Source organism: Candidatus Nitrosocosmicus sp. T (genome assembly GCF_054408485.1).
This window is the reverse complement of sequence record NZ_CP166992.1, coordinates 626,211-641,354: the sequence shown is the minus strand read 5'-3', so window position 1 is coordinate 641,354 and position 15,144 is coordinate 626,211. Positions and strand designations below refer to the sequence as shown.

The following is a 15,144-nucleotide window of genomic DNA, read 5'->3' as shown; positions in this document are numbered from 1 at the left end:
AAGGGAAACCAGATCTCAATGATCTTATTACAGAGATAGAGAATAACATACAAAAAAATACCTTTTCTTCTCTTAGAAATGCAGCAAGAGGTTTATCTGATTGCGTGAAATTTTTGCTAGGCGAACTTGCAAATTATCACAAGACATTGGACATAATCAAAAAAACAACCAATCGATCATAGAATCCATCTCTTAAATGCCTTTGAACCGGAAACTTTGCAGTTCCGAAATAATATAGTGATAATTGGAAAATTGAGAGACATAATAGAACATCAAGATACTATTTTACCAAAAAAGAAATCCCTTGAAACCCTTTTGAACGAACTTAAGCTGTTCGTTGAATTTTATCAGAAGTATATCAAGATGCAACATACTGCAGCTGAGTTATCTACGGTAAAGGAAATTTTTACCTCTGAGGTTAATACTTTAAAGGAATTGATGCAAGGGTTAGAGATTGAATCGAATATAATAGACGAAAAAATTACTCAGTATGTTTCTTACATATCAAATTTGAATTCATTTAATGCTAAAGATCAGATGTTGAAATTAATAGAAATAAAGGACGAGCAGAATAAATTAGTTACAAAAGTGATATCTAAAGTAGAAAAGGACAATTTCCTTTCTAGTTTTGGAGATTATATGGCCTCTGGCGATGATTATTACGCACAGATGGCGGAATTGGACTCAATGTCGGATCCGATTGATGAACTAGAAGGTAAATAGACTAGAAATGGATTAACGCGATGTTGGAGAATATAGGGTCCACATTTAATATAATCAATCTCTCTTTAGACTTTATTTTGAATATCTTGTCATGGACCAGATCAGCTGTTTGATGTAAAACTTGTCAAATGTTTACATCTATCCTCTGCAACAAAGTATTGATTTAATTTTCTTCTTCTGTTATTTCTATAACACAATATCAAACAACTTGCACTCTATGAATAGTAACGGTCCGATTTTCAATTAAAGGAGAACAAGTGTAAGAGCTCTTGATCATCAATACTCAGTTAGGAGGAATGAATGAGGTGGAATCCTTTAACTATATAAAGGAAAAATTTGGCCAAACAAAGGAGATCAAGGAACGTAAATGATTTTGTTATTACATAACTTAAATTTTCAGAGATAAAAATAGCATGTTCGGATAGAGATACGACTTTATTGTTCCCTTCGACTATAATTGGATATGCTCTTACATTCTTTTTCTTAATGAGAAAATCAAGCATAGTCCGAGCGTTTGATTCAGCGAAATCGTTTACGAGCCATATGTGAATTATAAGAATGCCAAAGCTAATTAGTTGGCTTTAGAATTTTGATTTATCATTGATCTAATAACGGGTTCAAATTCCAACAACAAGTTTGATCTAATTACAATCCCCAGATTATTAGGTATGAAAGAACGGGTATGATTTTTATTTTTAGTTGGAATTTCTTCAGTAATTATTTCCCCATCCGCAGTATGTATATGACCCGCATATAATATTCCTATGAGAAATATTCTTGTGCCAATTGCTAAACCGGCGGGGAGTGCTATAACTTCCTTCATTAAACATGAAAATAGGGGAACCAGAAGAACCAGGATATACTGCTGAATCTATTAGAAATCCTTTCTTTCCATTATAGTCTGTAGATATTGATGTTGCAGTAATTCCTCTTCTAACGATGGGCAAATTGTTTTCACTATCCCATAACCCATTAGGATATCCTATCATCATGATATCTTCTAACGGGGTAAAGTCCTTGAATTGTTCTTCTGAAGGAATTAATGATTTTTCCATAGTTGAATAATGAGGAAGAAATTCGTTTATATTTAGTTGGTCAACATAATAACCTACAGGAGATATAAATAGATCAATAAGAGGATTGGGATGATCTATCCATAATTCTTCAAAATTAGGTATACGGCATTGTTTCTTAGAAGACATCCTCTTCTTATTTGTATCAGATTGACTAAAAGTAAGAAATCCTATTTCTGTATTTTTAATCCAAATATTTTTTTAGTTGTAAAAACCACATTATATATGAAAGTTCTTAAGTTTATTATTTCAATACTTATTTGTCAATCCGCAGGCATTTTTGGTTCAATTTTTACAATTGAAGCAGTACCCTGATTGGTATTCTACATTAACAAAACCTACATTTGCTCCACCAGGCTGGGTATTTGGTCCAGCTTGGATTATTCTATATTTTCTCATGGGAGTATCCTTATACACCGTCTGGGTAAGTGAATCTAAGCCTAAAATTAGAAAGGTCTTCTTCATCGTATTTGGAATTCAACTAGCCCTAAATGCCTTGTGGTCATTACTATTTTTCGGATTAAAGTCACCATTACTAGGATTAGTAGATATCATATTACTTGATATAATGGTAATAGTTACAATAATTTATGCAAGAGCAATTTCAAGACTTGCTGCGATACTTTTAGTTCCATATTTAGTCTGGATAATTTTTGCTTCTATACTAAACTTTGCAATCTACTTGCTTAACTAAATCAATCTTTTTTTCGTCAAGTTTGCAAACAAATACTTTCCTCCGATTCCTGATTTTTCAATTTTTATAATTGAATTATAACACTTTTTCTTTTGTCTTTTTATTGTGGAACCCAACTAAACCGACCATTATCGACATGAACGTATCGGGTTTAGGAATAGATATAGTACTAACCATTTTTTTCTTAGTTTGTTTTATTGCTAGCGGTAAAGAAATATGATCTTAAATTGTATTTATGGAATGATAACCAATATGAATAACATTTATCTCATAAAAATAAACTTCAATTTCTAAAAAACAGCGAATGGATTTATTCTCGATTAATCAAATATCGACGTCAATAGAGACCGTTATGATTAATAGTTTTAACGATAGTATGATAATTACAACGCAAATACATGCACTAATATTTATAATTACAAACGATCTCACAAGTTAAATCATTTTCAGTATTTAAAAATCACTTTCATCAAAGACCTTTCAAGCAATACTTGATCGTCTGCCAGTCAAAGTCAAAATTAACAGATGGGGAGATGAACTCTATACAGATCTCACAGAAATAGATGTCGAAGCGGAAGAGAACGCAAAGAGGGACGTTAATGAACTGGATGTTGCATATTGGCCTGAAGGTAAAGCACTATGTTTATTCTGTGGGCCAACTCCCATAAGCAAAGATGGAAAAATATTGGCATATTCTCCTGTTAATATTGTGGGCAAAATTATAGATCCCCCATGAAAGATGATATTCTAGATCATGTTAAAACCAAAACAAATGTAGTAATAAAATAGTAGCCAATTTACTGAAAAAAACTATATGGCCAAAAAATTACACTCTCGGGATTATAGTTATATAGCCATACCAATATGATTGTCTTCGATCAAAGATAAATAGAAAAAAATGAAGACTTATTGTGTCTCACATAGTAATTTCTGGACCTTTGAAATTTGAAAATATTTACCTAGAATTTGAGAAAGTAATTCACAAAATAGATAATAAAACAATTATCAAATATACCGATTGTTTTCTCAATAAGGACAAAAACATAATCTTGATGAGCACAGTTGTAATTGAAAATCAAAGACCAATATCTTTTTACATTACAATTATATCAAAAGAAAATCAAATAACCATTAGATTAGAACCTATTACTGATCCGGAAAAAACATTTGGTGTGAAAAAGTCGCTTGCCCTAATTGCTATGAAAATATTGGAGAAAGAAAATAATTTGAAGATAACAAAAACAAATCTTCAAGACTTTATAACTCAATAAAATTCTTATAATGAGTTAGTATCGCTTAAGCACTTCGAAATATGCATTTTAGCATATTTTAAATCCTTTTTAAATTTTTTGCCATGTTATAACAGTATTTAGTTTCTTGAGGTATAAGCAGCATTGTGTAAGTCACGATAATGCGATATAGCAACATCTTTGCTACAATATTGAAATGATCTGTTTTACTAATTTTATACTTCAGTTATTTAAAGATAGAATTGCGGCTTCAGTAACCACGCATTAAACTTCTATTCTTTCTGAAACGGGTAAAGAATTGTTTAATGTATCTAGACATCTGTTAACTAGATTTCGGTTATTTGTGAAGAATCCTCTATACTTACCAGGTGTAAATTCTTCAGCAATTAATGCACAACCTTCGTCTTCACTTAAAGATATTATTATCCAATTATTTTCCAATCCACAGCCACTGAAATCTACTATGTCGGCCATATTGGATAAACTAATACCGCTTGCCAAGCCTGTGTGTCCTATCAAATACAGTTTTTTTGTCAGTGGAGAAAGGGTGAGGTATTGCTCTTTGACATCGTTGAAATTACTGTTCCTTTGAAATAAAGATATTAAGGTGAATTTGTTAAAAGGGGGTTTTATTCTTACGATGTTTTCTATCCCCCTGCTAAGTAAAAGCATATTTTTTCTAGTTGTTGTATAAAAAGACTCATTCCAGTTTTCTGGTGCAACAAAATAATTATTTGGATAGTTTAAAGTGTTATTATAATCCGATTCAATTTCTTCAGATGGAAGTTTCTTTCCTTTAAAATCCGCTATCAATTGTGTAAATGGCGTAGTAATAGAAGAATTAGGCATTTTAATCACATTTGTGATGGTCATTAAGGCTATATATTTAATTTCCTGATTTAAGGCCGATTATGGATAAGGCATCGAAGTCTATCTGACGAATCCATTCTCTACAGATTCGCGTTGATATAGTAAAGATAAGGTAATAGTCAAGCTTGTGACTTGATCGTTTTAATTTAAAGTATCATATCTCGAATTTTAATTGGATTGATTCAGACGAATCCAACAATACAGAAACTTTAACATATCTAGAAGAAAATCCTTCTCATGAATAATCATCGCCCTCCTCCTTTTGGACAGAAGCATTCTTTAACACAATAGACACTGATTCTTTGATAAGATCCTCGTATTTTTCCCTGCTAGTCATTCAATCAGATCCATTTCTCCAATCTAATGTAATCCCACCTATTGTATTTTCTTTGGAATTTAGAAACCTTTTTCAATATTTATTTTCTTATATTCTGTTTCAAGATAGGCTGCAATATCACTTAATACCCGAGTTAGTTAATAGCATCTCAGAGTCCAAGGGTGCAACCCTATCTTTTATGATGACATCTCCTAAGCATGATTTATTATTTTCATTTGGAATATTTTTATCATGATCAATTTGTTTTATACCGTTTAGAACAAAGATTTCTAAGCCTAAAATACAAGATAACAATCTTGCAAATTTTTTAGTTTTTGTATAAATGGAATCAAGTCTTTACTGGTTATGATACTTATTGGTGTAGTTAAAGAAATTTCACAGCGTATATTTTCAAACGATGATGGAATTAATTCAGAATTATTATGATCTTGTTTTATATCAGAGGTAGGACACAAAGTTCCATCAAAATCAGATAGGACTGCTGCAACCCTTCCCAATCTTATTTCTGTTGTTATAGTCCATTGAAATTATAAAAGAACTTTTAACATGCAAAGGGTCCTATCCTAGGTATTATTGTTAATAAAGCAAGTCAGCATGTTCAGTGGGCTTCGAATCCATGAGGTATTTGGGAACTGTTAATTCAATATATTTCAATCAGATAATATATGATATTTAAAAATAGATAAATGAATAGATAATTCTGCTAACGAGTTCATATGTCTTTCTGAATATTTATGGTGAAAAACAACAATACATGGATTTTGGTTAGTTAATTCTAAAAAATATCGACATCTAATTCCATTATATTCACTTAAAAGAGCATTAAAGAACAATTGAAATAATTCAGAACCTGTTGTACTACACGGGTATTAAGAAAATTTACCCCCGAGTCTCCCTACTACTAATTTGTGAGGATCAAAGAATGGTCTGCTTCCGTGGTACGAAGTAACACATGTATCATATAATTTGCGATACCATTCGTCTGTATAGGCTCTTCTTAAACTTAATTTCTTATTTTTTTCAACCACCCTTTCAAATATCTTTAGTGTAGGCAATCTATCGTTCTTAGATGAATTACAAGTATTACACACAGGTACAATGTTAAAGATTTCAGTTTGATAAACATAATTAAATGGGATAACGTGATCCATATGATATTCCTTTTCGGATCTTGCATGACAATAAAAACAAGAATCATGTAACTTTAAAAGGATAATTTTTCTTTAGGATTTAGAAGAGTTCTCGGTATCGACCCTGCAACCTTTTCTGCAGTTCTGGGAACAAAATTTATTTTTTCCAAGTAACGAGTAATCATAAAATTAAGCGCAGATAACAATATGACTCTATGGTTCCTAAAAAACTCAATTAATGATTTATCAACAGTGATCGAATCGCTTCTCTCATTACGCTTATACAAATCACCAATAGGATCTAAATGAATAAGAACTTCGGGTTTTATACTCTTGTTGATTACTTCTTTTCGAAGTTGTTGGAATTCATTAGTTACTAATTGTTCGAGTGAAGGAGTTTTTGGTTCGTTGTTGACATTCATTATGATCGCGTTTATGTTGGCATCTAAAGGACTGTGAGACTGTTTTAGCTTGAACTTAAATAAGAACTCCCAGTAGTATTTGATATATCTAATAGCAATAAAATTAAGATCTACTCGTAATTGTTCGTTATTCTTTTCAATCCATTGATGACCAATTAGTCTTCCTCCTGCAAAATCATCAGCGTAACCTGAAATATCTAATATTGATTTTAGAAAGACGGGTTTGTAAGTGCTTAAAGTTTCTCATTGAAGAAAAAAGAGTTAAACCTGTTAAGATATTTTTGTTCATAATTCTGGTTCACGCTCACAGAATAGAAATGATCGGCTATAATTAATGAATTATAAGTGTGTGGGAGTAGTTTTTCTTAACACTGTTAGACTGAATTGGCAGCAAGATCAATTACTGTTTTTCTAGTCTAAAAGTACAGAGCAAATATAGTGAAATATGTCTATCGATACATTCTATTTTTAAACCCATCAGAATAGTATTAGTAAAATTCCACAATAATTTCAGAAGAGTCTTGCACCATATTCTACCACGGCGCCCATTATGCAAGACTCAAGGAATCTAGGAATTCAATATTTCTCTAAGGTATGAAATAGATTCGTCATTCCAATTTATTAACTCACATGCTATTTGGCTATTGTCTCGGTTATTGTCTGTAAGGATGTCTCTAATCTCATTTGCAGGTTCTACAGAATTAGTTACATCCAATGGATTCTGAATTCTTTGAATGCTCTAGGTAACTTTGTCTTCTGTTTTTATACAAACAACTACTGCAGGGAAAATAAATTTAATTCACCAATGAGTATAAAACATTAATTCGGCTAATAGTCTTTTATATAAATTTGGCTCACATCTAGCAAACACATACTATAAGTGCAATTGCATAACAATAATAAAGTGAAGACATAGAATGGAAAAGAAATTTTCGTCGGTAAGGGCATTCGTTGATGTTGGCGGAAATACAAAACCCTGTGTAATTTGCGGGAACACGGCTACTCAGGAAGCAATATTCAGTGTAGAAGGAGCTACCATTATAGAAAAATACTGTGATTCATGCGCAAAAAAGGAAATAAAATAACATAAACAGATACCAAAAGATCGTTTATCTGAACTTTACTCTCAAAATAGGCAGGGGTCGCTATTCCTAGGATCAATTGTGAAGATGAAAACATAAAAAGATTTGTTTTAAAAAGATGAAAATTAGGAATTATCCTACATCCGATACCTTCCTTTATGGTTACTAAAACAGGTAGCGGGTTCGGTGGAAATTATGAGGATATCCACATGAGTCTGATGTAGCAGCTTGCTTGCTTCATTTGAGTCGTTATGGTTTGTAAACTAAGTGGAAAACTTTCGAACGTCTCACATGACTCGCTATAACAAGTTTTCAATTACTGGTCAAGGATGTTAACACAGTACTATCAATAGGTATAATTAATAGCCATTATTAAATTGCTATTTCAAAGAAGAGATGTATGAATGAATTGTCCATAGTAAAAATTATTCAGAAGACTCCTACAAAATTAGCGGTGCTTTTTGTACTTTTAGGATCGATGATGGCATTTCTAATTCCGGTTCTAATTGAAGAAGCCGAGGCGTGGACTCCATCTAGGGCCACGTCTACTGCGGGCAACTTTCATAATGTCATATATCAAATGTTTGAGGGAAAGTTTTATGGTAGCCCGGTACATGCCGGACCGACCATCACGTGGATAACGACAGGAGATGGGTTTTTTGGTGGTGCTGAGAGAGGTCGTGTTATAGCCAATATTGGGGAGGATGGAAGAGTGGTGTTTCATTTTAGTAATCCAGAAAGAGGCGCTAATACTTGTCTAACCCAAGTGCTATCAGGACCATACCAAGCTACATGTAATATAACTCAGGGAAATCACGTAACAGCTACATTTCGAGTTTCCCCTCTAGTCCAGGAGAATGATAGCATTTATTGTGATATACTAAACAAATTTGGTGGTGAACAAACAAGAGCTATTAGAGAGAAGCTCAACTGTTAACACCCAAATCGATCAAATTTTTTCATTTTTGATACTATAGTAGTAAAGAACTCGATTCATCCAGGTGCATTAGAGTGAGTGCAAGGAGAGTTTTAAGAGTTAGACCGAGTGGGATATATGGCAAAAATGACATGGAACTTGTTTATGAATAATGCGGGCCCGGAGGGAGGAGTGCTGATATCGGTCTTAAACAAGGATAATTTCACATCATGCACATCATGCTTAACTAATGCAATAGGTTTTTTAACAATCAATTATCAAAGGAAATTATCTATAATTAGCCAAGATTTAAAAAAAGGAATGAGAGATCCTGATCGCAGATGGTCCGAAACAATTTATGGTATATCCACTAATTGTCCTCTTATTTCACCATCGGGATTCTGTTCGGTGTGAACATTGACATATGTAGTCCCGTTTTGCATTGCTGTTATGAGACCGGATATTTCACTTCCTTCCATTGGGCCTTCCAAATTAGTTGCTGCAATTGTACCATTTAGAAGAACTTCATTTTGAGGTGATTCAAAGTTGAATAGGGTTACAACAATTGGGCCGTTCTCTCCTTGGGCTCCACTATGTATATGTCCCTGTGTTACTCCCTCGATTCCTGTGACATTCACAAAATAGTGGATTGTCTGATTTAGAGGCAAATCCTGAACCAACATTGCTTCACCTATTGCTTGTGTGTCAATAGGTGGAACCTGCTCTTGACCTGTCATGTTAGTTGCAAACTCGTGGTTTGCGAATACGACCGTCGGATTTATGCCTGATGCAACTGCAAGTCCCGCGATAACTGCTGTCAAAGACACTAATACAAATGTCATTACAAGATTATTGATTTTCATCATCTAAAAAACAAAATACTAGTATATAATATATATGCCAAAAGTTATCATCTTTATCAAAAACATTTAGGAATTTATAAAAAAGTTGAAAGTCCTTCAAACAATTTCATATTATAAACAAATATTTTTATACATGTCAAAATCAACATGATTAATGGAAATTACTACCAAATTATTTGCAATAGCAATTGCAGTAACTACAATGGCCCTAGCACCATCATTAGCCACTTACCAATCCGCAGATGCTGCAAAACATTGTACGGATTACGGGAAGTCCAAGACATGGGTTAATGGATGTCAACAGGGCTGGTGGGATCATGATCATTGCTACCCATATTCTCCAGGAACAGGGGAATACGCTAGTGGATACAAAGTAGGTTGGTCAAAAGGCTCCTGCTAGTGGATATCCCATCATAATTCTCTCATTTCTTTACTTATTTTAGTTCGACCTTTGGCCGTTTTAAATATCCATTTTTTTTCTATATAGCGAAATTCATTGCTTTTAAATATGTTCAAAAGGATTTCAAAAAACCCTCATATTTTACACTTGAAAATAGATTCATTCTGAAGTACATAATTGAAGGAAAAAGTGACGACGGCGGATATTTTTTGAAATATTCTTAATTTAACATGGACCGGAGGAGGGAGTGTTGATATCGGTCTTTGTAAAAGATTCCTTGAGTTCAGACTTTTTGACTGTCTACTTATCTAGTCTAGGATATGGATGTAGAATTTTATATTTTTCGAATTTCTCTTACGGAAGCAAATCGTGACTTGGTACCCCTATCAGCGTTATCTAATCGAAATTGTGTTACTTTACCGTTGGCAGTTCTAAATGGAGAAATTGTTTCTGGTTTCCTTGGGTCGCCGAACTGACCCGTATCCAAAATTGAATACCATCTTTGCCATTGGTTAGTGGGCCGATCATCTAAAATATTTCCATAATCTATATAGGCTTCACATCTTACGCCATCGTTCTCATTTATTGTTACTGTTTTAAAACCTACCCAATTGTTTGATCCTACCCAATTTTGTGCATTAAATTTTGTAGGTATAGTATATTTTGCGTAAATGGGATGCGGTGCCTCCTTCTGGAAGTTATTACAATTGTTATTTCCTTCATATTCAAAATGAAAGACATAACATCTCGCAGAACTCTTTCCACTATCACTGTGACCTCCTCCTCGTAGTTTAATGGATAAGCCTGAACCGCTAGCACATGGACCTATTACAGGACGATGTTCATAATACTCTGAATTCAACTTTGGTATGTTCAAATATATGGTTACCTCTTGGTCTAAAAAGCCGCTTATATCAAATTGAAATGTTTTTCTCCAGATGGTGACCCCAAGAATCCTGCTAAAACCATGTTCAGAATACCTTTCGGTCCATCCTTGAACTCCTTGATAAACTACTCTTGGATGAACTGCATCTTGATAGATTTTTTGTACTCCAAATCTGTCCAAGTCTCCTTTAAATCTTGAAGGCATCTGCATTAGAAACATTTTGAATCTTGAAACGGTCGAATATATTTTATGAGTTTGATTTTAGGGATAATCTACCGAACAAAATGAAAGAGTGATATCTTGGCTAATTTCAAACATTATCTTTTGTAAGATAGTAAATATTATTTATATGGGCTCGGAGAGAGTAGTGCTAATATAGGTCTCTCGGATGGACTCTCGGATGGACTCGATCCTAATTATTTCTTGTACTTATAGTAATTGGAAGTTCCTCCCATTGGTATGTGCAAACATTACCGTGTATCTCTTGACAAAGACTCGTGACACTAACCGTATAATTTCCTGGTTCCACATTGTCAGGAAGTGATAAAATGGCAGAAAAATTTCCATTCGAGTCACTTGTAAAGTTATCTGAAGTTAATTTATCTCGTTCCTTCTCGAGAAATACTTGTACCAATACGTCGGAGGCGGGTTCGCGGTTATACTCAACCCATCCACTCAAATCTATCGTTTCATTTGAGTAAAATTCATTCTTTTCCAGATATGGTACAGGTTTTGAAATATGTGTAGCAAAAACTTCAAGAGAATCTGAAATCATCAAGACTAGGGGAGCCGTCAAGATTGCTAAAAGTGGTAAATGTCCTACTCCGTTGCTCATCAACTAATTATTGATTATATTTTACATCTAAATCTATCATTAATTAGAAAAGATTGGATTCTCGTTCATTGATGTGTATATCTTACTCACGTGACTGGGTCTGTTTTGACTTTGGGGAGAAGCTTGATTTTATCTTGTATATCAACAGTTTAAGATTTGACTTGATTTTATAGAATTCCATATTATTATATATAGAGTTCTATGTTCTTTAACGTTTTGTTCGATGTGTGTTGGTTAAAATTGTTCTTCTTGTCAGGATCTTCTCTTAGCTCTAAACCAAAATATACAATCAAAAAGTTGAACTTACTATTCTGAAATACAGTATTGTCAAAGAAAGAATATTTAATACAAATGAGTCAAAATATTTCTGTATGACACTGCAGGAAGTTAAAATAGCGGGTCAGGAAGATGAAAATGCTATTATCGATGTTTTGAAATTGGCATTTGCTGGAGACCCTGTTTCAAGATGGATTTGGCCCTCACCGCAAAAATATCTCTCAAGTGTTGAAGATTTTGCTAGGGCATATGGAGGAAAAGCGTTTTCCAACAAGACAGCGTACTTCGTTGGAGACTACTCTGGCGCTGCCCTTTGGCTTCCCAATGGAGTTGAGCCTGATTTTGACACTATGATGGCGATATTACAAGCCACTTCATCAAAGGAGGCCCAGACAGACGGCCCGGAGGTGTTTGAGAAAATGGGCGGGTTTCATCCGACCGAGCCCCATTGGTACCTACCGCTTCTTGGAGTCGACCCATTTTACCATGGTAAAGGACTTGGTACTGCACTTATGGGGTACACAACTGACATATTTGACAAAGAGAATATTGTAGCCTATCTCGAATCATCAAACGAAAAAAACATTACACTTTACAAACGACATGGGTTTGAATCGCTTGGAATTGTCCAAGTAAATACATCACCTACCATTTATCCGATGATGCGTAAGCCAAGGACTAGATAATTGTATAAGTAACGAAAATCTTCTTTCTGTTTATATCTAATGATCTGATGCCATTTTGCTAGAGCGATAGGCGGCTTCCGTCCTTTTCAATCTGTTCTAATGATAAGAATGTTTGAGTCTCTGCTAATTATGCGTGTGGGTACGGAGGGTTGTAATTCAAAAGTGAATGAAATCTCATTATTCAATGGCAGATTATTTTGAGCAATAAGTGGGTAGACGGATATACAAACGGGTTCGGCGGTATGTGAAACAAATTTGACTGGATTTAATCATTTAATTATCTATCAGAAGCATAACTTATGGATCCCGTTAACCCTAAGTCATCATATTATCGATGAATCGGACCCGACCCAAGAAGTAAAGTAGTATATGATGATTTTCTACTATCAAAATAGTAAGAATTCTTAACTAGGACATCTGGATATTTCTTTTATTCTAAATGATTATTTTGTGTTTGTGAGAAAAAAACATAATATTATTGCAAAGTTCATTGTAACTTTTTGTATAATTACAATGGGATTCTTATCATCTATTTCTACGCCAACATCATTTGCACAAAGCGTTGGTATGCCTGATCTTCCATTTCTTGATTTTAATGGCAATAATAACAACAAAGAGAATGACAATTTAAAAGAATTATACGACATGATTCCAGGCTTTAATACAAGAGACAATAATGATGTAGATGATTCAGATTCTAAAACAGAAAACATAGAGGAAGAGATGAAAGTGAATGAATCTCCAAATTCAGAAAATGAAAAAGTTAAAGATAAAGGAACACCCTCATCAATAACAACTCCTAGCTCTCTTACATCCATTCTGGATAAATTGCCTTACTCTGATGTTTTATCTGATTATTTATCTTCTTCTTCATCTTCATCACCATCTACTTCCTCTGAATCCGAAATGGGAGAAGTAATACCAGGCCAATACATCGTAGTTCTAAATGATGGTACAGTCAATTTGCGTGAATTACTTACTGATGTTGCAAGCCAGGTAAACATAGAAGGAACAGAGATACTCCACATTTATGAAGATGTATTAAATGGATTTACAATCAATGTTCCAAATGAAAGAATTATCGAGGTGCTTGAACAAAGCCCATTTGTTGATTATATAGAAAAAGATAAAGTAGTTAAAACATTTGCTCAAACACTTTCAAAGGGAATAAACAGGGTTGATGGAGACTTAAGCTATACCAGGTCTGGAAACGGAGCTGGATCAGTTAATGCAGACATAGCCATTCTGGATAGCGGAATAGATACACGTCATTCTGATCTTTACGTTCACCATCAAAAAACATTTGTTTCAGGTACCTCTTCAGCAAATGACGACAACGGTCATGGGACCCATGTTGCAGGAATTGCAGCAGCTAAAGACAATTCCATTGGCGTTGTTGGCATCGCTCCAGGAGCAAAACTATGGGCTATCAAGGTATTAGACAGAAATGGTTCTGGAGCCTTATCGACTGTAATAAAAGGTATTGACTATATTAGAGGATATGCAAGCCAAATAGAAGTTGCTAATTTAAGTCTTGGATGTGAATGTAAATCTACTGCTTTTGATACCGCTATAAACAATGCAGTAAAAGCTGGAATTACGTTTGTGGTGGCTTCGGGAAATTATGGAAAGGATGCTTCTACATTTTCCCCTGCTAATAATCCTAACGTAATAGCTGTTTCAGCCATTGGAGATAGTGATGGCAAGTGTGGAGGAAAAGGTCCCTCGACAGGATATGGAAGAGACGATTCTCTAGCAAGTTTTAGCAATTATGGTGCGGTTGTAGATATGGCAGCACCTGGAACCAAAATATATTCTACCTATAAAGGGAACTCTTATGCGACAATGAGCGGAACAAGCATGGCCTCTCCTCATGTCGCAGGTGCAGCTGCATTATATGAGTCCTCGCATCCCGGTGCTTCGCCATCAGAAGTACGCAATGCGCTATTAAGCAAAGGATCAACACCTTCAACGATATGTGATGGAAATGGTAAAGGTTACTTTACAAACGATAAGGACAGTTATAGGGAGCGATTACTATATGTAAGAAACTATTGATGATGGTTCTAAATCTATCACTGCATAAATATATGTAACCAAGAATTTGGTAGAATTGTAAATTCATCTTTTATCTTATTTGTAACTTTATCGCAAATATGGACGAGAAAAAACAAACAATTTTCTGTGAATCAAAATTGGACAAAAAGAATGTCATTTTATGTTCTATTATAAAAAACGAAAAAACACAGTATTTAAGGTCGCTGTATTGCACTAATGCTGTCCCTTGGAATATTTCCTAGTTAAAATATAACTTACGAAAACATTAAGGTTTGTGTCATTATGCGATTTTTTGGCAATAGATACAAAATACCAAAGTACATTCGAATTATGACCGGAATTTTTTGAAAATCCCAGAATTATAGTGTGTTACTATCAGGACATTAAAACATTAAATATTTCACTGTGAAGTGCCAGCCACATGTGTGTATGGATTTTGATAAATATGACAATAGTTTGTCGCTAAACAGTATCACTTGCTATATCTATTTCCTCCAGATCTACAAGAGTTCAATTAGAATTTAATCAGAAATGCTTTTGAATGTTATCGAACCAAATGAATACTAGGTTCAAGTAACAACATACGCATTCAGGTACAAGAGAATACAGGAAAGAATGTAGGTAGATAATCAGGCGAGAATGG

At 34.1% G+C, this 15,144-nt stretch carries 18 protein-coding genes; 9 read left to right on the top strand and 9 right to left on the bottom strand.

The annotated features are described in order from the left end of the window. Positions 1–252 precede the first annotated feature (252 nt). Entirely contained in the window at positions 253–723 is a 471-nt protein-coding gene (locus AB0A59_RS03350; RefSeq protein WP_458746462.1) for a hypothetical protein, read from the top strand. A gap of 710 nt (positions 724–1,433) precedes the next feature. Here AB0A59_RS03350 and AB0A59_RS03345 read toward each other — a convergent pair. Next, positions 1,434–1,925: a serine protease family protein gene (locus tag AB0A59_RS03345; RefSeq protein WP_458746460.1), complete on the bottom strand. Its 492-nt coding sequence runs from the start codon at positions 1,923–1,925 to the stop codon at positions 1,434–1,436. Between the two features lie 169 nt (positions 1,926–2,094). On the opposite strand from AB0A59_RS03345, the gene AB0A59_RS03340 reads away from it, so the two are divergent. The 3 genes from AB0A59_RS03340 to AB0A59_RS03330 all read left to right on the top strand — a co-directional run bounded on the left by AB0A59_RS03340 (position 2,095) and on the right by AB0A59_RS03330 (position 3,761). After that, complete coding sequence (locus AB0A59_RS03340; protein WP_458746459.1) at positions 2,095–2,490, top strand: TspO/MBR family protein; 396 nt, start codon at positions 2,095–2,097, stop codon at positions 2,488–2,490. Between the two features lie 487 nt (positions 2,491–2,977). Then, a complete protein-coding gene (locus AB0A59_RS03335; RefSeq protein ID WP_458747546.1) occupies positions 2,978–3,226 on the top strand; it encodes a cyclophilin-like fold protein in 249 nt (82 codons plus the stop codon). A gap of 175 nt (positions 3,227–3,401) precedes the next feature. Further along, positions 3,402–3,761, top strand: a complete 360-nt coding sequence (locus tag AB0A59_RS03330; protein ID WP_458746457.1) for a hypothetical protein — start codon at positions 3,402–3,404, stop codon at positions 3,759–3,761. A 243-nt stretch (positions 3,762–4,004) separates the two neighbouring features. On the opposite strand, the gene AB0A59_RS03325 is transcribed toward AB0A59_RS03330, so the two are convergent. The 5 genes from AB0A59_RS03325 to AB0A59_RS03305 all read right to left on the bottom strand — a co-directional run bounded on the left by AB0A59_RS03325 (position 4,005) and on the right by AB0A59_RS03305 (position 7,214). Beyond that, complete coding sequence (locus AB0A59_RS03325) at positions 4,005–4,613, bottom strand: hypothetical protein (RefSeq protein WP_458746455.1); 609 nt, start codon at positions 4,611–4,613, stop codon at positions 4,005–4,007. A 609-nt stretch (positions 4,614–5,222) separates the two neighbouring features. Next, a complete protein-coding gene (locus tag AB0A59_RS03320) occupies positions 5,223–5,444 on the bottom strand; it encodes a hypothetical protein (protein WP_458746454.1) in 222 nt (73 codons plus the stop codon). A 372-nt stretch (positions 5,445–5,816) separates the two neighbouring features. After that, complete coding sequence (locus tag AB0A59_RS03315; RefSeq protein ID WP_458747545.1) at positions 5,817–6,161, bottom strand: HNH endonuclease; 345 nt, start codon at positions 6,159–6,161, stop codon at positions 5,817–5,819. Continuing rightward, positions 6,152–6,499, bottom strand: a complete 348-nt coding sequence (locus AB0A59_RS03310) for a hypothetical protein (RefSeq protein ID WP_458746452.1) — start codon at positions 6,497–6,499, stop codon at positions 6,152–6,154. The genes AB0A59_RS03315 and AB0A59_RS03310 overlap by 10 nt, the downstream gene beginning before the upstream one ends. 568 nt (positions 6,500–7,067) lie before the next feature. Next, positions 7,068–7,214, bottom strand: coding sequence for a hypothetical protein (locus tag AB0A59_RS03305; RefSeq protein WP_458746450.1), 147 nt, complete (start codon positions 7,212–7,214; stop codon positions 7,068–7,070). A gap of 202 nt (positions 7,215–7,416) precedes the next feature. Between AB0A59_RS03305 and AB0A59_RS03300 the strand changes: the two genes are divergently transcribed. Next, positions 7,417–7,584, top strand: coding sequence for a hypothetical protein (locus tag AB0A59_RS03300; RefSeq protein WP_458746448.1), 168 nt, complete (start codon positions 7,417–7,419; stop codon positions 7,582–7,584). Positions 7,585–7,981: 397 nt separating this feature from the next. After that, positions 7,982–8,518: a hypothetical protein gene (locus AB0A59_RS03295; RefSeq protein ID WP_458746446.1), complete on the top strand. Its 537-nt coding sequence runs from the start codon at positions 7,982–7,984 to the stop codon at positions 8,516–8,518. A gap of 335 nt (positions 8,519–8,853) precedes the next feature. Here the strand turns inward: AB0A59_RS03295 and AB0A59_RS03290 are convergent, their stop codons facing one another. Beyond that, complete coding sequence (locus AB0A59_RS03290; RefSeq protein WP_458746444.1) at positions 8,854–9,339, bottom strand: CHRD domain-containing protein; 486 nt, start codon at positions 9,337–9,339, stop codon at positions 8,854–8,856. A gap of 175 nt (positions 9,340–9,514) precedes the next feature. Between AB0A59_RS03290 and AB0A59_RS03285 the strand changes: the two genes are divergently transcribed. Then, the gene (locus tag AB0A59_RS03285; protein WP_458746442.1) at positions 9,515–9,760 is read left to right on the top strand and encodes a hypothetical protein; all 246 of its coding nucleotides are present in this window, start codon (positions 9,515–9,517) and stop codon (positions 9,758–9,760) included. A gap of 334 nt (positions 9,761–10,094) precedes the next feature. Here AB0A59_RS03285 and AB0A59_RS03280 read toward each other — a convergent pair whose 3' ends face one another. Together AB0A59_RS03280 and AB0A59_RS03275 are read right to left on the bottom strand one after the other, a co-directional pair. Further along, on the bottom strand, positions 10,095–10,850 hold the full coding sequence (locus tag AB0A59_RS03280) for a hypothetical protein (protein WP_458746440.1): 756 nt from the start codon (positions 10,848–10,850) through the stop codon (positions 10,095–10,097). A gap of 208 nt (positions 10,851–11,058) precedes the next feature. Next, a complete protein-coding gene (locus tag AB0A59_RS03275) occupies positions 11,059–11,481 on the bottom strand; it encodes a hypothetical protein (RefSeq protein ID WP_458746438.1) in 423 nt (140 codons plus the stop codon). Between the two features lie 371 nt (positions 11,482–11,852). Here AB0A59_RS03275 and AB0A59_RS03270 point away from each other — a divergent pair, with 371 nt between their 5' ends. Continuing rightward, positions 11,853–12,443 (top strand): GNAT family N-acetyltransferase, encoded by a 591-nt coding sequence (locus AB0A59_RS03270; protein WP_458746436.1) that lies wholly within the window; start codon positions 11,853–11,855, stop codon positions 12,441–12,443. A 456-nt stretch (positions 12,444–12,899) separates the two neighbouring features. Continuing rightward, entirely contained in the window at positions 12,900–14,501 is a 1,602-nt protein-coding gene (locus tag AB0A59_RS03265; RefSeq protein ID WP_458746434.1) for a S8 family serine peptidase, read from the top strand. Positions 14,502–15,144: the final 643 nt, after the last annotated feature.